Origin of the sequence: Streptomyces caelestis, from assembly GCF_001279005.1 — a bacterium.
GTDB classification, from domain to species: domain Bacteria; phylum Actinomycetota; class Actinomycetes; order Streptomycetales; family Streptomycetaceae; genus Streptomyces; species Streptomyces heliomycini.
Map to the genome: position 1 here is coordinate 52856 of NZ_LGCN01000188.1, position 19147 is coordinate 72002.

General features: G+C 70.9%; 9 protein-coding genes. 5 read left to right on the plus strand and 4 right to left on the minus strand.

Annotated features, from left to right (window positions below):
• Positions 1-184 precede the first annotated feature (184 nt).
• Positions 185-583, minus strand: a complete 399-nt coding sequence (locus ADK41_RS16370) for a DUF3099 domain-containing protein (RefSeq protein ID WP_030833910.1) — start codon at positions 581-583, stop codon at positions 185-187.
• 247 nt (positions 584-830) lie between these two features.
• Between ADK41_RS16370 and ADK41_RS16375 the strand changes: the two genes are divergently transcribed.
• Entirely contained in the window at positions 831-1115 is a 285-nt protein-coding gene (locus ADK41_RS16375; RefSeq protein WP_030833912.1) for a GlsB/YeaQ/YmgE family stress response membrane protein, read from the plus strand.
• Between the two features lie 79 nt (positions 1116-1194).
• Here the strand turns inward: ADK41_RS16375 and tyrS are convergent, their stop codons facing one another.
• The 3 genes from tyrS to ADK41_RS16390 all read right to left on the minus strand — a co-directional run bounded on the left by tyrS (position 1195) and on the right by ADK41_RS16390 (position 5444).
• Complete coding sequence (gene tyrS / locus ADK41_RS16380) at positions 1195-2463, minus strand: tyrosine--tRNA ligase (protein WP_030833915.1); 1269 nt, start codon at positions 2461-2463, stop codon at positions 1195-1197.
• A gap of 66 nt (positions 2464-2529) precedes the next feature.
• Positions 2530-3924: a metallopeptidase TldD-related protein gene (locus ADK41_RS16385; protein WP_030833918.1), complete on the minus strand. Its 1395-nt coding sequence runs from the start codon at positions 3922-3924 to the stop codon at positions 2530-2532.
• Positions 3921-5444 (minus strand): TldD/PmbA family protein, encoded by a 1524-nt coding sequence (locus ADK41_RS16390; RefSeq protein ID WP_030833921.1) that lies wholly within the window; start codon positions 5442-5444, stop codon positions 3921-3923. The genes ADK41_RS16385 and ADK41_RS16390 overlap by 4 nt, the downstream gene beginning before the upstream one ends.
• 252 nt (positions 5445-5696) lie before the next feature.
• On the opposite strand from ADK41_RS16390, the gene ADK41_RS16395 reads away from it, so the two are divergent.
• The 4 genes from ADK41_RS16395 to ADK41_RS16410 all read left to right on the plus strand — a co-directional run bounded on the left by ADK41_RS16395 (position 5697) and on the right by ADK41_RS16410 (position 19073).
• Positions 5697-6023: a hypothetical protein gene (locus ADK41_RS16395; RefSeq protein WP_030833924.1), complete on the plus strand. Its 327-nt coding sequence runs from the start codon at positions 5697-5699 to the stop codon at positions 6021-6023.
• A 341-nt stretch (positions 6024-6364) separates the two neighbouring features.
• On the plus strand, positions 6365-11620 hold the full coding sequence (locus ADK41_RS16400; protein WP_030833927.1) for a DEAD/DEAH box helicase: 5256 nt from the start codon (positions 6365-6367) through the stop codon (positions 11618-11620).
• Positions 11617-14640 (plus strand): helicase-related protein, encoded by a 3024-nt coding sequence (locus tag ADK41_RS16405; protein ID WP_037805083.1) that lies wholly within the window; start codon positions 11617-11619, stop codon positions 14638-14640. Before ADK41_RS16400 ends, ADK41_RS16405 begins: the two co-directional genes overlap by 4 nt.
• On the plus strand, positions 14637-19073 hold the full coding sequence (locus ADK41_RS16410) for an Eco57I restriction-modification methylase domain-containing protein (RefSeq protein WP_063756601.1): 4437 nt from the start codon (positions 14637-14639) through the stop codon (positions 19071-19073). Before ADK41_RS16405 ends, ADK41_RS16410 begins: the two co-directional genes overlap by 4 nt.
• The last annotated feature ends 74 nt before the right edge of the window (positions 19074-19147 follow it).

Genomic DNA, 19147 nt, shown 5'->3' on the forward strand with positions numbered 1-19147 from the left:
GCAGCCACGGGGGGAGCTGCCCGGCGTCGGTCCGTCGCTCCGACGGGGGATGCGGAGCGCGTACGAAGTATGTCACGGGTCGCGCCGCCCCCGGCACCGGAACAACACGATTGATCTGAGCTTTCCTTGAGGATGGCGGGTAAGCGCCTTCCGCTTGACAGGGTTTCCCCGCACACCCCGATCCTCACGACCGCCCGGGCCGCTCCGTTCGTGCGTTCGGCGCCGCCTGTGACGCCACATCTTCCGCATCGGATTCCGCGGAACCGTCATTCGTCCGCGGCGATGCGATCATCGGCTTCATCGGCGTCGTCACGAAGGTCGACGGCAGGGACGGCGCATTCTCGCGCCCGGCGTTGGCGATCACCACCGCGACGTACGGCAGGACCGCCCCGAGTACCAGCGCCACGATCGCGACGTGCCGCTCCACGTTCCACAGCGTCGCCGCGAGGATGACCGAGACCGTACGGACGGCCATCGAGATCACGTACCGGCGCTGCCGCCCCCGCACGTCCTCCTGGAGGCCCGTCCGGGCGCCGGTGATCCGGAACACCTGGACGTTGCCGCCGCCATGCTGCTTCCGCATCGCATTCCACCATCCGCCCGCATCGGGTCTTCTCCGTACCTGACCGGCCGGCACCCCGTCCCGTTGACACCGGTTCCGGACATGTCCACGTTACGCCGCCTCCGGACGGGGAACGAGAGCGGGTCCGCCCCGTCCCGCGGCGCACCGCCCGCGCCGCGGCGCGGGCGGCATGCCCGACATGCGGCGTACCGCGTCTCGACCGACACTGGCCGTAACCGCTCGCGTCAAGCCGTACGAGGAGGCAGCCATGGGCTGGTTGTGGGCGATCATCGTGGGATTCGTGCTCGGCCTGATCGCCAAGGCGGTGATCCCCGGCAAGCAGCACCTCCCGCTGTGGCTGGCCACCATCTGCGGCATCATCGGTGCGATCGTGGGCAACGCCATCGCGCGGGGCTTCGGGATCGAGGAGACGCGGGGCATCGACTGGGGGCGGCACATCTTCCAGCTGGGCGCGGCGATCGTCGTCGTCCTGTTCGCGGAGATGCTGTACACCTCGATGCAGCGCAGGAAACACGAACGACAGCGGGTCTGACCCGTCGCCGTACGGATGACGACGGGGCGGTCTCCGGCGGATGCCGGAGACCGCCCCGGAGCAGGCGCGGGCCGCCGGGTCAGCCGGCCGTGACCTCCACCGCCGCCAGGTTCTTCTTGCCCCGGCGCAGCACCAGCCAGCGCCCGTGCAGCAGGTCCTCCTCGGCCGGGACGGCGTCCTCGGCGGTCACCTTGACGTTGTTCACATAGGCGCCGCCCTCCTTCACCGTGCGCCGCGCGGCGGACTTGCTCGGCACCAGGCCGACCTCGGCGAACAGGTCGGCCACCGGGCCCAGCTCGACCACCTTGACGTGCGGCACCTCCGAGAGCGCGGCGGCCAGCGTGCGGTCGTCCAGCTCACCCAGCTCACCCTGGCCGAAGAGGGCCTTGGAGGCGGCGATCACGGCGGCCGTCTGGTCGGCGCCGTGCACCAGCGTCGTCAGCTCCTCCGCCAGCGCGCGCTGGGCGGCCCGGGCCTGCGGACGCTCCTCCGTCTGCCGCTCCAGCTCCTCCAACTCCTCGCGGGACCTGAAGGACAGGATCCGCAGGTAGCCCGAGATGTCCCGGTCGTCCGTGTTCAGCCAGAACTGGTAGAACGCGTACGGCGTCGTCATCTCCGGGTCGAGCCAGACGGCCCCGCCCTCGGTCTTGCCGAACTTGGTGCCGTCCGCCTTCGTCATCAGCGGTGTGGCGTAGGCGTGGGCCGTGGCGTCCGGCTCCAGCCGGTGCAGCAGGTCCAGGCCCGCCGTGAGGTTGCCCCACTGGTCGCTGCCGCCCTGCTGCATCGTGCAGCCGTAGCGCCGGTACAGCTGGAGGAAGTCCATCGCCTGCAGCAGCTGGTAGCTGAACTCCGTGTAGCTGATGCCCTCGGAGGACTCCAGGCGCCGGGCGACGGAGTCCTTGGTCAGCATCTTGTTGACGCGGAAGTGCTTGCCGATGTCCCGCAGGAACTCGATCGCGGAGAGGTTCTGCGTCCAGTCGAGGTTGTTGACCATCGTGGCCGCGTTCTCGCCCTCGAAGGACAGGAACGGCTCGATCTGGCCGCGCAGCCGCTCGACCCAGCCCGCGACGGTCTCCGGCGGGTTCAGCGTGCGCTCGGCGGTCGGGCGCGGGTCGCCGATCTGGCCCGTGGCGCCGCCGACCAGCGCCAGCGGCCGGTGACCGGCCTGCTGGAGCCGGCGCAGGGTGAGCACCTGCACCAGGTGCCCCACGTGCAGGGACGGCGCGGTCGGGTCGAAGCCGCAATAGAACGTGACGGGACCGTCCGCGAGCGCCTTGCGCAAAGCGTCCTCGTCAGTGGACTGGGCGAACAGCCCGCGCCACTTCAGCTCGTCGACGATGTCCGTCACGGTTCTCGTGTCTCCTCGATGATCTTCGGCCGGTCGGGTGACGGCCGCTTGCGAACGCCTACGAGGTTATACGCCCTGACTGACGGAGCTCATATTGAAATCGGGGACGCGCAGCGCCGGCATCGCCGCCCGGGTGAACCAGTCGCCCCACTCCCTGGGCAGCGTCTTCTCCGTACGCCCGGCCTCCGTGGCCCGGCCCAGCAGGTCCACCGGCGACTCGTTGAACCGGAAGTTGTTCACCTCGCCGGTGACCTCGCCGTTCTCGACGAGGTAGACGCCGTCCCGGGTCAGGCCCGTCAGCAGCAGCGTCGCCGGGTCGACCTCGCGGATGTACCACAGGCAGGTCAGCAGCAGCCCGCGCCCGGTGGCCGCGACCATCTCCTCCAGGGAGCGGTCCCCGCCCCCGTCCAGGATCAGGTTGTCGATGGCGGGCGCCGTCGGCAGCCCGGTCAGGCCCGCGCCGTGCCTGCTGGTCGTCAGCCGGTTCAGCTCGCCCTCGCGCACCCAGTCCGTGGCCGTCAGCGGCAGCCCGTTGTCGAACACCGACTGGTCACCGCCGGAGGAGTGCGCGATCACGAACGGCGCCGACTCCAGACCCGGCTCGTTCGGGTCGCTGCGCAGGGTCAGCGGCAGCCCGGTCAGCCGCTCGCCGACCCGGGTGCCGCCGCCCGGCTTGGAGAACACCGTGCGCCCCTCGACCGCGTCCCGCCCCGAGGCCGACCACAGCTGGTAGATCAGCAGGTCCGCCACCGCGGTCGGCGGCAGCAGCGTCTCGTACCGGCCCGCGGGCAGCTCCAGCCGCCGCTCGGCCCAGCCCAGCCGTACGGCCAGCTCCGCGTCGAGCGCCGCCGGGTCGACGTCCTTGAAGTCCCGCGTGGAGCGCCCCGCCCACGCCGACCGCGTACGGTCCGGCGACTTGGCGTTCAGCTCCAGCGTGCCGTTCGGCTGGTCGTGCCGCAGCCGCAGCCCCGTCGAGGTGCCGAGATAGCTGGAGACCAGCTCGTGGTTGGCGAAGCCGTACAGCTCCCGGCCGCCTCCGCGCGCGCGTGCGAACGCCTCGCCCAGCGCCGGGGCGAAGTCGGCGAACACCGCGGAGGAGGTCTCGGCGGGCGCCTCGGTGAACTCCGGGGAGTGGGCCACGCCCGTGACCAGCGGCTGCGCGTCCTCGGCCGGACCCGCGCCGCGCGCGGCGGCCTCGGCGGCCCGCACCAGCGGCTCCAGCTCGTCCACGGTCACCGCGGACCGGGACACCACTCCGGAGGCCGTGCCCTGCGCGCCGTCCACCGTGGCGATCACGGTGAGCGTGCGCCCGCGCGTGACGCCGTTCGTGGTGAGCGCGTTGCCCGCCCAGCGCAGATTGGCGGTCGAGTGCTCGTCGGCGATCACGACACAGCCGTCGGCCCGGGACAGTTCGAGAGCGCGCTCGACGATCTCGTGCGGCTTGGTGGTGCGTGCGCTCATCGCCCGGCCTCCTGCGTGGTGTTCAGAATGTTGACTCCCTTGAAGAGGGCGGACGGGCAGCCGTGCGAGACCGCCGCGACCTGCCCCGGCTGGGCCTTGCCGCAGTTGAAGGCGCCGCCCAGGACGTACGTCTGCGGCCCCCCGACGGCGGCCATGGAACCCCAGAAGTCGGTGGTCGTGGCCTGGTAGGCGACGTCCCGCAGCTGCCCCGCCAGCCGCCCGTTCTCGATCCGGTAGAAGCGCTGCCCGGTGAACTGGAAGTTGTACCGCTGCATGTCGATCGACCACGACCGGTCCCCGACGACGTAGATGCCCCGGTCCACGCCCCCGATCAGGTCCTCCGTCGACATCCCCGCCGGATCCGGCCGCAGCGACACATTGGCCATGCGCTGCACCGGCACATGGCCGGGGGAGTCCGCGAACGCGCACCCGTTGGACCGCTCGAACCCGGTCAGCCTCGCGATCCGCCGGTCCAGCTGGTAGCCGACCAGCGTGCCGTCCTTCACCAGGTCCCAGGACTGCGCCTCGACGCCCTCGTCGTCGTAGCCCACCGTGGCGAGCCCGTGCTCGGCGGTGCGGTCACCGGTGACGTTCATCGGCTCGGAGCCGTACTTCAGCTTCCCGAGCTGGTCGAAGGTGGCGAACGAGGTGCCGGCGTAGGCCGCCTCGTAGCCGAGCGCGCGGTCCAGCTCGGTGGCGTGCCCGATGGACTCGTGGATGGTCAGCCACAGGTTGGACGGGTCCACCACCAGGTCGTACAGCCCGGGGTCGACGCTCGGCGCGCGCATCTTCTCGGCGAGCAGCCCGGGAATCCGCTCCAGCTCGTCGTCCCAGTCCCAGCCGGTGCCCGTCAGGTACTCCCAGCCGCGGCCGACGGGCGGCGCGATCGTGCGCATGGAGTCGAACTCACCGCTGGAGTCGTCGACGGACACGGCCGTGAACACCGGGTGCAGCCGCACCCGCTGCTGCGTGGTCACGGTCCCGGCGGTGTCGGCGTAGAACTTGTTCTCGTGCACGGTGAGCAGCGAGGCGTCGACGTGGTCCACCCCGTTCGCCGCCAGCAGCCGCGCGCTCCACTCGGCCAGCAGCCCGGCCTTCTCCCCGTCGGGCACGGTGAACGGATCGATCTCGTACGACGACACCCAGGTCTTCTCCGAGTGCACCGGCTCGTCGGCCAGCTCCACTCTCTCGTCCGACCCGGCCGCCCGGAGCACCTGGGCGGACAGCTTCGCCATCGCCACGGCCTGTGAGGCGACCTTGGCGGCGGCGTCCAGGGTCAGATCCACCCCGGACGCGAACCCCCAGGTCCCGCCGTGCACCACGCGCACCGCGTAACCGAGGTCGGTGGTGTCCGACGACCCGGCCGGCTTGGCGTCCCTCAGCCGCCAGGACGCGCTGCGCACCCGCTCCAGGCGGAAGTCCGCGTGCTCCGCCCCCAGCGCACGCGCGCGTGCCAGCGCGGCGTCGGCGAGCGCGCGCGACGGCAGCGCCAGGAATGACTGATCGACCTCATGGGCCACGAGCGGCCTCCCCTTTTTTCTCACCATCCGAGATGTGTTCGTCCGTCAGCAGTGAACCACGGGTGTCCCCGGGGAACGTGACGGACGGCCGCCGCGGTGTGCCACCCGTGCCCGGGGATTCCCGACTGCTTCCGGAACAAAGGCTGTTCGCCGAACGGCAGAGGTTCCGTCACGGTCCGTGCGTGGAGCCGCCGTACGTTCGGGAGCGCCGGTCCGGACGATCATCCGGACAGCCCGACTCAAGGAGTGCGTATGCGCCATGTGGCCGCCCTGGCGGCCGCGACCGCCGGTCTTCTCACGGCCCTGTCCGCTCCCGCCGCGGTCGCCGATGCCAAGGCCGGCGCCGGCGGGCTGACGGCCTGCAACCACCGCGCGCAGGACATCACCGTGGAGTTCCCGCTGCGGGGCGGCTTCAGCACCTACGTCATCGACCCCGGCACCTGCCTGCGCACGAACCTGGGCGGCGGCCGGGCCGACGAGCAGGCCGTGGCGTACACCCACTACAGCGGCGGGCACAAGCTCGCCGTGGACCACTTCTTCTTCGACAGCCGGTCCTGGTACACCCGTCACGTCCACTGAGGCGAAACGCTCCGGGAGCGCCCCCGCCGGGCCGGACGGCCCGACGGGAGCGCTCCCGCGCGTCCGGTCCGGTGCCGCCACCCGCACTCCGTCGCCCGAAGACAGGACACCGGGGAGCCCCGCTGCCTGCCCGCGGTGACTATTCGGGGAGTGAACCATGTCCCGCTCTTCGGGCTTCCCTGAAAAGCCGGAGCGTGAGGACGGGAAACCACCCGCAACAGGTGGGTGGCGGGGCAGTAGGGTGGATCAGTTGCGTGATCCGTCTTCCGGCGAGGGGGTCTGCTTCCCGGACGTGACGCGCGACCGAGCGGACGTAAGTGATCAAGGGGGCCGACCGACCTATGGACGTTTTCGGTGTCCACCATGACCTCATCGCCGAGTACGAGGCGTTTACCAGTTCCCTCGTGGCCGTGCGGGACCCGGACATCGAGAATCACCTCGCCGGCGAGCGCGAGCGCAAGACCCGTTGGCCCGACCCCAAGCTCGCGCTGAACCCCACCTTCCGCAGCGGCGGAACGGTCGCCTCGCTGTGTGACGACGGTCTGCTGCACCCGATGTGCCGGGAGTACTTCCGGCACAAGAAGCACCCGGACGACCCCGGCAGCCGCACCCTCTCCCTCCACCGGCACCAGCGCGAGGCCATCATCATGGCCGACCGCGGACACTCGTACGTTCTGACCACGGGTACCGGCTCGGGCAAGAGCCTGACCTACATCGTGCCGATCGTCCACGAGGTGCTGCGGAACCCGAATCCCGACGGGATCTCGGCGATCGTCGTCTACCCCATGAACGCGCTGGCCAACAGCCAGCTCCACGAGCTGGAGAAGTACCTCACCTGGGGCGTCCCCGAGGACCGCCGCAAGGTGACCTTCGCGCGGTACACCGGCCAGGAGGACTCCGAGCAGAAGCTCCAGGTCCTGCGGAACAAGCCGGACATCCTGCTCACCAACTATGTGATGCTGGAGTACCTCCTCACTCGCCCCGACGAACGGCGGGAGCTGATCGGCGCCGCTCGCGGCCTGCGTTTCCTCGCCCTCGACGAGCTGCACACCTACCGGGGCCGCCAGGGAGCCGACGTCGCCCTGCTCGTCCGCCGGCTGCGGGACGCCTGCGAGGCACCCGGTCTCCAGTGCGTCGGCACCTCGGCCACGATGGCGACCGGCGTCACCTTCGCCGAGGCCCGGAAGGACATCGCCGACGTCGCCACCCGCCTGTTCGGCACCAAGATCGAACCGGAGCGCGTCATCGGCGAGACCCTGGAGCGTTCGACCGACCCGGGCCCCGACGCCGTACCCGGAGTGCATCCCCGCGAACCCCTCGCCGACGCGGTCCGCCGCGCCGCCGGCACACCCCACGCGCTTCCGTCCGACTACGAGGCGCTGAGCCGGGACCCCCTCGCGGTCTGGGTCGAGGACACCGTCGGGCTGGCCGTCGAGGAGCCCAGCGGCCGGCTCGTCCGCCGCCCACCGTTGACGATCCCGCAGGCGTCCGCGCTGCTCGCCGACGCGAGCGAAGAGCCCGCCGACGTGTGTCACCAGGCCATCGAGACCGTACTGCGTGTCGGTGCGAAGGCCGTGCACCCGGAGCTGGAAAAGCCCCTGTTCGCCTTCCGGTTGCACCAGTTCCTGTCCAAGGGCGACACCGTCTACGTCAGTTTCGAGCCACCCGGCCGCCGCCACCTCACCAGCCAGTACCAGATCCGGGTCCCCGACCACCGCGACAAGCCGCTCGTCCCCCTGCACTTCTGCCGCGACTGCGGCAAGGAGTACCTGGTGGTCACCCGCCCCGCCGAGCACGAGGGCGCGGTGTTCGAGGCCCGGGAGGACCCGGACGCCCCGGCTGCCGACGGCGACGGTTTCCTCTACGTCAGCGACGACCGGCCCTGGCCCGACGCACAGGACGAGGACGCCGTGTTCCGACGCCTCCCGGCGAGCTGGGTCGAGACGGACGACGACGGCCGGTCGACGGTCCTGAAGGCCCGCTCCGGAGACCTGCCCGAGGAGGTGTGGGTCGGCCCGGACGGCCGGGCCACCGAGCCCGGCACGGGCCTGCGCGCCTGGTGGATCGCCGCTCCGTTCCGCTTCTGCCTGCACTGCCGCACCTCGTACGAGCAGCTGCGGCTCAAGGACCTCGCCAAGCTGGGCACCTTCTCCGCGGAGGGCCGCAGCTCCGCCGTCTCCCTGATCAGTTCCCGCGTCGTGCGCTCCCTGCGTGACCAACCCGACCTGACGAAGAGGGCACGCAAACTGCTCACCTTCGTCGACAACCGGCAGGACGCCAGCCTCCAGGCCGGCCACTTCAACGACTTCGCCCTGGTCAGCCAAGTACGTGGCGCCCTGTACCGGGCCCTGGAAACGGCGGGGGAGCAGGGTCTGACCTACGACCGGCTGCCCCAAGCGGTGTTCGACACCCTGGCACTCCCACTGGAGACGTACGCCAAGACGCCGACCGCCAGGTTCCACCAGCGCGACCTCGCCCACTCGGCCCTGCGTGAGATCCTCGCTTACCGCGTCTACGCCGACCTGGAGCGCGGCTGGCGCGTCACCATGCCCAACCTCTCCCAGACCGGTCTACTGCGCTTCGACTACACGTCCCTCACCGAGATCGCGGGCGACCCCGAGAGCTGGGAGGGCTGCCACCCCCTTCTCGCCGGTGACACGCCCGCCCACCGCGAGCAGCTGGCCCGCGATCTCCTCGACGAACTCCGGCGCTCCCTCGCGGTGGAGGTGGACTGCCTCACCCAGGAGGGCTTCGACCGGCTCGGCAGCATCAGCCAGGCGCATCTCGTGTCTCCCTGGGCCCTCTCCCCGCGCGAGCCGCGCGTCCGTGCCCGCCTGGCCTACGCGGGCCCCGGCCGGACCGGGACGGCGGCCGACACCGTGCATCTCAGCGGACTCGGCGGATACGGCCGCTACCTGCGCCGCGTCGGCCAGTTCGCCGCCGTCCCCGGCCAGGCGGGCAGGCGTATTCCGGTCGCCGACGCCGACGCGGTCATCCGCGACCTGATGCGGGTGCTGCGCGAGTGCGGGCTGCTCGCCGTCGTCCAGGAGGAGCGTGACGGCTCCTACGGCCATCAGCTGCGCGCCTCCGCCCTGCGCTGGCTCCCCGGCGACGGCGCGAGACCCGAACCGGACCCGGTGCGCAAGGTCACCGACGCGGAGGCCGATGTCCGCGTCAATCCGTACTTCCGCGACCTCTACCGCGCCGGGACCGCCGGACTCACCGGAATAAGGGCGCACGAGCACACCGCCCAGGTGGACGCCACGACCCGCCGTGTCCGTGAGGACGCGTTCCGCGAAGGGGATCTGGAGATCCTCTACTGCTCGCCGACGATGGAGCTGGGCGTGGACATCGCCGAGCTGAACGCGGTCGGGATGCGCAACGTCCCCCCGACCCCGGCCAACTACGCGCAGCGCTCCGGACGCGCTGGCCGCGGTGGCCAGCCCGCCCTCGTCACCACCTACTGCTCGACCGGTTCCCCCCACGACCAGTACTACTTCCGCCGCCCGGGTCTCATGGTGTCCGGCAGCGTCACCCCGCCCCGGCTCGACCTGGCCAATGAGGAGCTGATCCGTTCCCACGTCCACGCGGTCTGGCTCGCCGAGACGGGCGTCCACCTCGGCAGCCGCCTCACCGACGTGCTCGACGCGGAGAACGCGGGGACCGGGGACACCGAAGGCCGCTGGCCGCTGGACCTGTTGCCACGGGTGCGCGCCGACCTGGACAGCGAGACGGCCCGGCTGCGCGCCATCGGCAGGGCCACCGAGGTCCTCACCCCGCTCCACGACGAGCTCTCGGGCTCCTCCTGGTGGCACGAGGGCTGGGTCGAGCGCACCGTCCGCCAGGCTCTCGCCAGTCTCGACGCGGCGTGCGAGCGCTGGCGCCGCCTCTACCGCACCGCGCGGAGCGAGGTGGAACAGCAGCACCGCCGGGCCAACGACCTCTCCCTCAGCCGCAGGGACCGAGACCTGGCCGCGGGGCGGCGGGCCGAGGCCGAGAACCAGCTGAAACTGCTGCGCAACGAGGCCGACAGCGGGTCGTACACCGACTTCTACACCTACCGCTACTTCGCCTCCGAAGGATTCCTGCCCGGCTACTCCTTCCCCCGCCTGCCCCTGGCCGCCTACGTGCCCGGCGAGCGTTCGGCCGGGAAGTACGGGCAGCGCAACGGCGCCTACATCCAGCGCCCCCGCTTCATCGCGATCGGCGAGTTCGGCCCCGGCGCGCTGATCTACCACGAGGGCAACCGCTACACCATCGACCGCGTGACCGTCCCGATGGGCGACCGCCCCGGACAGGTGGCGACCAGCGACATAAGGCTCTGCGAGGCCTGCGGCTACTGGCACGACCGTGTCGACGGCGCCGACCGCTGCGAGAACTGCGCCGTCCCGCTCCACCGCACCCTGCCGAAACTGATGCAACTGACGCAGGTGCACGCCGAGCCCCGCCGCCGGATCTCCTCCGACGAGGAGGAGCGCCTCAAGCGGGGTTTCGATCTGCGGACCGTGTACCGGTACGCGCCCGGTGGCGTGCACCGGGCACAGGTGCGCGGCGCGGGCGGGGCGCCTCTCGCGGAGGTCTCCTACGGGGACTCGGCGAGCGTCCGCGTCCTCAACCTCGGCTACCGCAAGCGCGACGACCGGGACCGCTCGGGGCAGGGCTTCTGGCTCGACCCGGTCAGCGGCAGATGGCTCTCGGAGGGCAAGGCTGCTCGTCTTGCCCAGGAGGAGTCCGCGGAGGAGGAGTCACTGGCGTCCTTCGACCGCGCGCAGCGCACCCTCCAGGTCATCCCCTACGCGCAGGACACCAAGAACGTCGCCGTGGTGCGGCTGGCCGAGCCGGTCGACGACCTCACCGCCGTCTCCCTGCGCTACGCCTTGGAGCGCGGCATCGAGGCGCACTTCCAGCTTGAGGACTCCGAGCTGGAGAGCGAGGACCTCCCCGACGCCGAGCGGCACGCCCGGACCCTCTTCGTCGAGAGCGCCGAGGGCGGAGCGGGCGTGCTGCGCCGCCTGTACGACGACGAGAACGCCCTCGCCCTGGTGGCGAAGGAAGCCCTCCGGATCATCCACTACGACGAGGACGGCAAGGATCTCGACCGGGCCGACGGCGCTGCCGAGCGCTGCGAACTCGGCTGCTACGACTGCCTGCTGTCGTACTCCAACCAGGGCTTCCACCGTCGCATCGACCGGCACCGCGCCGCCCCGTGGCTGGTGGCACTGGCCCACTCCGTCACCAGGGACGAGTCACGCCCGGAGCGTCCGCGGCCTTCGACGGCACCCGCCCCGCGCCCGGAACCGGCACCGGACACCCCCGTCGAGGCGTTCGTGCGCCTCCTCGCCGACGGCGGTCACCGGCTCCCCGACGAGACGGCCACCGACGTCGCGGACGCGGTCTTCCACCTCCCCGGTGCCGAGGTCGCCGTGTTCCTGGAGTACGACGGGGCACGGCGGCTCGGCGAGCAGGACGAGTACCGCATGATGGACGACGGCTGGCTGGTGATCAGGGCCGGAGCCGAACCCGAATGGAAGGACACCGTGCGCGCATACCCGGACGTCTTCGGCGTCGGCCGTGACCACAGGGGAGGCGACCGATGAGCGCCACGACCGACTGGGCGCCCGGCACCCTCGTCCGCGCCCGGGACCGTGACTGGGTCGTCCTCCCGGGCAGCACCGCGAACCTGGTGCTCGCCCAGCCGCTGGACGGCGACCGTGAGTTCGTGGCGGCCCTCTTCCCCGACGAGGTCCGCGAGCCGGGCTTCGGCCGCCCGCGGGCCCTGCCCGGTGAGGCCGGTGACTTCGCGTCCGCCTCGCTCCTGCGCACAGCCCTGCGCATCGCCTCGACGGCGGGCGCCGGCCCCTTCCGCTCCCTGAACGCGGTCGCCGTCGAACCCCGCCGCTACCAGCTGGTGCCGCTGATGATGGCGCTGCGCATGGACCCCGTGCGCCTCCTGATCGGCGACGACGTCGGCATCGGCAAGACCGTCGAGTCCGCGCTGATCGCGAAGGAGCTCATGGAGCAGGGCTCCGCCCGCAACATGACCGTGCTCTGCTCGCCCTCGCTCGCCGAGCAGTGGCAGCGCGAGCTGCGCGACAAGTTCGGCATGGACCCCGAGCTGGTCCTGCCGTCCACGGCCGCACGGCTGCAGAAGGCGATCGACGACCCCCACCGGTCGATCTTCGACCACTACCCGGTCACGGTCGTCTCCACCGACTTCATCAAGCAGGACGAGCGTCGTGACGCCTTCCGCCGCCACTGCCCGGACGTGCTGATCGTCGACGAGGCGCACACCTGCGTGGGCACCGGGGGCAACGAGCAGCAGAAACGGTACGAACTGCTGTCCGCGCTCGCCGACCGCACCGAGCGCGACCGCCACCTCATCCTGGTCACCGCCACCCCGCACAGCGGCGACCCGCAGGCGTTCGCGAAGCTCACCGGTCTCCTCGACCCGTCCCTGCGCACCCTGGACACCACCCGGTCCGCCGACCGCGACAAGCTGGCCCGCCACTTCGTGCAGCGCCGCCGCCACGACATCAAGCGGTACCTCGACCAGGACACGCCCTTCCCCGAGGACCGGGACACCCAGGACGCCCTCTACCGGCTCGACGCCGACTACGCGCGCTTCGTCGCCGACATCCTCGCCCACACCCGCCAGCAGGTCCGCGGCCCCGGCGGCGACCATCACCAGCGCATGTCCTGGTGGACGGCGCTCACCCTGCTGCGCTGTGTCCTGTCCTCGCCCGCCGCTGCCGCGGCGACCCTGCGCGCCCGCTCCCTGATCGCCGCCACCCGCACCCCGGCCGAGGCCGACAAGCTGGGGCGGGCCGCCGCCTTCGAACTCGCCGACGACGAGACCGCCGAGGGCATGGACGTGGTGCCCGGCTCCCTCCCGTCCCTCCCGGACGAGGACGTTGCCACCCCGCAGACACCCCGCGAGGGACGCACGGGCGAGGCCGAGGCCCTCACCGACTTCGCCGACCGCGCGGACGCCCTCGCCGGCCCCGCGACGGACGCCAAACTGCGCACCCTCGTCGACCGGGTCAAGCGGCAACTGGTCGACGGCTACGACCCGATCGTCTTCTGCCACTACATCCCGACCGCCGAGTACGTGGCCCGGCACCTCAAGGAGGAGTTGGGCCGCAGCGCGAGCGTGGAGGCGGTCACCGGCACCCTGCACCCCGACGCCCGGCAGGCCCGCGTCGACGAGCTGACCGCCCGGCGCGGCCGGCACGTCCTGGTCGCCACCGACTGCCTCTCCGAGGGCGTCAACCTCCAGGAGCACTTCGGCGCCGTCATCCATTACGACCTGTCCTGGAACCCCACCCGTCACCTCCAGCGAGCGGGCCGCGTCGACCGGTTCGGCCAGCCCCGCCGCCGCGTCCGCGAGATCACCGTCTACGACACCGACACCGGCATCGACGGACTCGTCCTGAAGGTCCTCATCCAGAAGCACAAGGACATCGCCGACCAGACCGGTGTGGCCGTCCTCGTCCCCGACCAGGGCCGGGGCGTCCTGGAGGCCCTCGCCAGCGCCCTGCTGCTGCGGGGCGGGCAGCCCGAGGGCCAGCTCACCCTCGACTTCGAGGACGACCCCGACTTCGGCCGGGCCCGCGAGGCCCTCCACAAGGAGTGGGAGTCGGCCGCCGAACGCGAGTCGAAGGTCCTCACCAAGTTCGCCCACATCGGTCTGCGCCCCGAGGAGGTGGAGGCCGAACTGGACGCGCTGCGCCAGGCGCTGGGCGACCCCGGCGACATCGCCACCTTCACCCGCGAGTCCCTGGCCCAGCTGGGCGCCCAGCCGATCGGTGACGCCCGCGACCGGGGCTTCAAGGCACCCGTGGACCCGCTGCCCACCGGCCTCAAGCACGCCCTCGGCTTCTACGAGGACGCCGACCAGACCGCCGCGCCCGGCGGAGCGGCCAAGGCGAAGGCCAAGGGCCGCGCCAGGACGGCCGCCCGCGACCTCGTCTTCCGCGAGGACTTCCCCGTGGCGCGAGGTGAGCACGCCCTGTCCCGCACCGACCCTGCGGTGCGCGCCCTCGCCCGCTACCTCCTTGACGCGGCCGTCGACACCGGCCTGCCCCCCGAGGAACGCCCGGCCCGCCGCCTCGGCGTGATCCGCACCCGTGCCGTCGACCGCCGCACGGTCCTGCTGCTCGCCCGCTACCGCTTCCGCCTCACCCTGCCCGGCCGCACGGCGAGCGACGACCCGCGCGTCCTGATCGCCGACGACGCCCAGGTCCTCGCCTGGCGCACCAGCGACGACGGCGACCGCACCTGGCTGTCCGACGAGGAGACCGCCGCCCTGCTCACCGCCACCCCCGACCTGAACACCCTGCCCGCCCTGCGCGACCAGCAGGCCGCCCGCGCCGCCGCGGAGCTCGACGACGACGAGATCAACGACCACCTGAGGGCCCGCGGACAGCTCCTCGCCGACCGGCTGCGCGAAGCCCACCAGCGGGTCCGCGAGGCCGCCGGCCAGCGCGGACGCGAACGCGGCGCCGCAGCCGTCCGCCGCATCGACGTCCAGCCGTCCGGCGACCCGGACCTGCTCGGCGTGTACGTGTACCTCGGCGCCCCGGCCGCACAGCAGCCCGCCCCCGGAGGAGACCGGTGACCACCCTCGCCCCCGACCGCCTCCCCGCCTCTGCCGCCGTACGCGTCGAAGGCGGCCTGCTCTCCGCGGACCTCCTCACCAAGATCCGCGCAGGCGACCCCGAACTGCCCGGCAGCGCCCCCGCCGACTACGGACTCGGCCGCGGCGTGCGCATCGAGGACGCCGCCAGCCGCAAGTGGAACGCGCTGCGCGCCGCCTACACCTCCTTCCAGGAGGAGCTGCGGGAACTCGACGGCAAGGCCGACCCCACCAAGGCGACCCGCGTCTGGCTCCTCACCCTCCTGGAGGAACTGGGCTACGGCCGCCTCGCCCCCCGGCGCGGCGGCATCCGGCTGCCCGACCGCCGTGAGCCGTACCAGGTCAGCCACCAGTGGATGGACCACCTCCCCGTCCACCTCCTGGGCTGGACCACGCCCCTCGACCGCTGGTCGGCGGGCAGCGCCCGCGCTCCCCAGTCGATGATGCAGGAGCTGCTCAACGCCTCTCCGAAGTATCTGTGGGGCATCCTCTCCAACGGCAAGGTGTTGCGCCTGCTGCGCGACTCCACCGCCCTGGTCGGGTCCGCGTACGTCGAGTTCGATCTCGAAGCTATCTTCGGCGGCGGGGACTTCTCCGACTTCCTGCTGATGTACGCGCTGCTCCACGCCAGCCGCCTAGAACTGGTGCCCAAGCCCGAGAAGAAGCGCCGGGGCGCGGCGGCGGCAGCGGTGGCGGAGGACGAGGAAGAGGGCGACGAGGAGGAGGGCGACGGCCTCGCCACCCACGACGAGCTTCCGCTGACCCCCGCGGACTGCCGCCTGGAGTGGTGGCGCGACTTCGCCGTCGAGACCGGCATCCGCTCCCGCAACCTCCTGCGCGACCAGGTCGCCAAGGCGCTGAACGTCCTCGGCACGGGCTTCCTCCAGAACAACCCGCACCTGGCCGAGGCGATCACGGCCGGAGGCCGCCGCGCCCTCGACGACTTCCACCATGAACTGCTCCGCCTCGCCTACCAGCTGATCTTCCTCTTCGTCGCCGAGGACCGCGACGCGCTGCTCGCATACCCCCGCCCCAAGGCCACCAAGGCGGAGATCAAGGCGAACCAGGCGGCCCGTGAGCGCTATGCGCTGTACTTCTCCACCGCCCGCCTGCGCCGGATCGCCTCCCGCCGGAAGGGCGACCACCACACCGACCTGTGGCAGGGCCTCGTCCGCGTCCTCAACGCCCTCGGCACCATCGGCGGGGAACCCGCGCTGGCACTCCCCGAACTCGGCGGCCTCTACTACCTCCCCGAGCCCGACGAGATCGACCAAGAGGCCCAGTCCACCCGCCTCCCGGGCAGCCCGGAACCGCTGAGGGCCGCGAAGCTCCCCAACGAGGTCCTGCTGGAGGCCGTGCGACTGCTCTCCCGCATCAAGGACAAGGGCCGCACCACTCGCGTCGACTACCGGCACCTGGGCGCCGAAGAACTGGGCAGCGTCTACGAGTCGCTGCTGGAACTCGTCCCCGCCCGCGAGCCGGAGAACGAGCTGTTCGAGCTCAAGGACCTCGTCGCGGGCAACAAGCGCAAGCTGACGGGCTCCTACTACACCCCGTCGTCCCTCATCGAGAAGCTCCTCGACACCGCCCTCGACCCGGTCATAGAGCGGTACGCGGCCTCCGGCGTCCCGGACCACCTGCTGAAGATCACTTTCGTCGACCCGTCCTGTGGCTCCGGCCACTTCCTCGTCGCGGCGGCCCGGCGCATCGCCTTGCGGTACGCGGTGATGGACCAGGGGGAGAGCCAGCCGGCCCCAGAGCAGGTCCGCGAGGCGATGGCCAAGGTCGTACGACACTGCGTCCACGGCGTCGACATCAACCCGCTCGCCGCCGAACTGGCCAAGGTGTCGCTGTGGCTGGAGTCGCTGACCCCCGGTGAGCCGCTCGCCTACCTCGACGACCGGATCAAGACGGGGAACGCCCTGCTGGGGGCGACCCCGGCCGTCCTGGAGCAGGGCATCCCGGACGGCGCCTTCGAGAAGCTGGAGGGCGACGAACAGAAGGTCCTCACCGAGCTGCGCCAGCAGAACGACCGGGAGCGCAAGGGCGCGGAGCACCTTCCGTTCGCCGAGAGGGTCATGCGGACGAGTACGGCGACGGTTCGGGTGGAGGCGGAGAAGCTTGCGAAGCTCGGCGATCACAGCCTTGCCGAGGTGCGTCAACACGCCCGCGCTCACAAGGAATTCGAGAAGAAACCCGAACTGCGGCACCTGAAGCGGGTCGCGGACGTGTGGTGCGCGTCGTTCCTGTGGCCCAAGCACCAGGGCGCCCCCGCGCCCGTCACGACGAACGTGCTCCGGGCCGTGGAGAAGGACGTGGAGGACGGGCCGCTGCCGGACGAGGGCGCGGAGGCGATGCTGCGGGACATCGTCCGCCGCAACCAGTTCTTCCACTGGCACCTGGAGTTTCCGCGCGTCTTCCGGGTGGAGGAGTCCGAGGCCGAGGACGTCAACCCGGAGACCGGCTGGCAGGGCGGCTTCGACGCGGTGCTGGGGAATCCGCCGTGGGAGCGGGTCAAGATCCAGAAGAAGGAGTGGTTCGCGGCGCGGGACGAGAAGATCGCCGCGGCGGCCACGGCCAGCATCCGCGATCGCATGATCGAGGCGCTGGCGACCAGCGTGGACGACGAGGGCCGCCCGAACGAGGGCGACCGCCAGCTGTACGTGGAGTACCAGTTCGACCAGCGGGAGTCCAAGGGCCAGGTCACCATGTACCGGAAGTCGGGGCTGTTCCCGAAGACCGGCTTCGGTGACGTGAACACGTACGCCGTCTTCGCGGAGAAGGCACGGCAGCTGATTGGGCCGGAGGGGATGGCGGGGCTGGTCCTGCCTACGGGGATCGCTACGGACAAGACGACGGCGGGGTTCTTCTCGGATCTGGTGGAGACGCGGCAGATGGTGGCCGTGTTGGATATGGAGAACGAGGAGAAGCTGTTTCCGGCGGTCCACAACCAGTATCGGTTCAGCTTGTTCACGATGGCGGGCCGCGACCTCGCCCAGCATTATCCGGTCGTGCGGCTCGCGTTCCGGGCACGCCGACCGGATCAGCTGGATGCGCGGGAGTTCACGCTGGACGAGGAGGGGTTCAAGCAGATCAATCCGAATACGCGAACGGCGCCGGTCTGCGAGAGTCGCCACCATCTCCGGGTGCTGCGGAATCTGCATGACAACGCGAGGAAAGTGCTTTGGGTTCAGGCGAGGGATGATCAGGCCGAACACAACCCATGGAGTCTGAGGTTGCTCCGCATGTTCCATATGGCGGATGACTCTGGGCGCTTCTCGTCGGCAAAGTCTCTTGCGGAACAGGGATGGGATCAAGAGGCGAACATATTTGGCCGCGAAGGGCAGATGTTCCTGCCTCTCTACGAAGCCAAGTTTGTTCACCATTTCGACGCTCGCTTCAGTACCTATGAGAATGCCACCCAAGCGCAGATCAACAAGGGAACTCTCCCGAGGCTCGATCATGATGCGCATCGAGATCCATCGGTCGTTCCCCTGCCGCGCCATTGGGTGACCCAGGAGGAGGTCGAGGAACGCCTGGTCGAGGACCGCTCCGTTCCACGCGAGGCTTGGCGGCACAGTTGGCTGATGGGCTGGCGTGATGTCTGTCGGGCGTCGGACGAGCGGACGGTGATCGCATCCGTGCTGCCGAGGACGGCGGTTGGACACACCATGCCCTTCATGCTGCCCCAGAAGATGGCACTTCCCCTTGACTGTCTCCAAGCCAACCTTTCTGCCTTCGCCCTGGACTTCGCGGCTCGCCAGAAGATGCAGGGCGCCCATCTCACGTACACCTACCTAGAACAGCTTCCCGTCCTAGCCCCCACCGTCTACGCCCTCTCGGCACCCTGGACTCAGGACGCCCCCCTTGCAGACTGGATTCGCCCTCGCGTCCTGGAACTCACGTACACCTCCTACGAGATGGCCCCCTGGGCGAAGTACCTCGGCGACGACAGCCCGCCCTTCGTCTGGGACGAGCGACGCCGTTTCCTGATGCGCGCGGAGTTGGATGCCGCATATTTCCACCTGTACGGAATTGAGCGTGCAGACGTGGACCTGGTCCTGGACAGCTTCCGGGCGTTCAAGAACAAGCAGCCCGCCGTCTTCCAGGACACAAAGGACGAGATCGTCCGCGTCTATGAGGCGATGGCCGAGGAGCGGCCCTTCACCCACCCCTCGCTCACCCCACCCCCCGCTCAGAGCCCGCGCCACCCTCCGGGCACCAGCCCGCTGACCCGCGTCATTCCGGCTGGAGGCCCGCCGAAGCACCCGACTGCATCGGCGGCCAAGAAGAAGCGTCGAAGCAATTCCGCAGCCGACCAGTTGGGCGGAGGCCTGTTCGGTCTGGACGAGGTTGAGGGCGGCGACATACAGCTCGACATGCTCAACCTGTTCGGTGAGGCCGAGCAGGAGTAGGGCAGGCGGACACAGATCGGCGGGCGGTACGGAAGCACCTTCCGTACCGCCCGCCGACGTGACGTGCTACGCGA

Coding starts and splice junctions, on each gene's coding strand:
- ADK41_RS16400 (WP_030833927.1), top strand. CDS start 6,365: ATGGACGTTTTCGGTGTCCACCATGACCTCATCGCCGAGTACGAGGCG.
- ADK41_RS16375 (WP_030833912.1), top strand. CDS start 831: ATGGGCTGGTTGTGGGCGATCATCGTGGGATTCGTGCTCGGCCTGATC.
- ADK41_RS16370 (WP_030833910.1), bottom strand. CDS start 583: ATGCGGAAGCAGCATGGCGGCGGCAACGTCCAGGTGTTCCGGATCACC.
- ADK41_RS16405 (WP_037805083.1), top strand. CDS start 11,617: ATGAGCGCCACGACCGACTGGGCGCCCGGCACCCTCGTCCGCGCCCGG.
- ADK41_RS16395 (WP_030833924.1), top strand. CDS start 5,697: ATGCGCCATGTGGCCGCCCTGGCGGCCGCGACCGCCGGTCTTCTCACG.
- ADK41_RS16385 (WP_030833918.1), bottom strand. CDS start 3,924: ATGAGCGCACGCACCACCAAGCCGCACGAGATCGTCGAGCGCGCTCTC.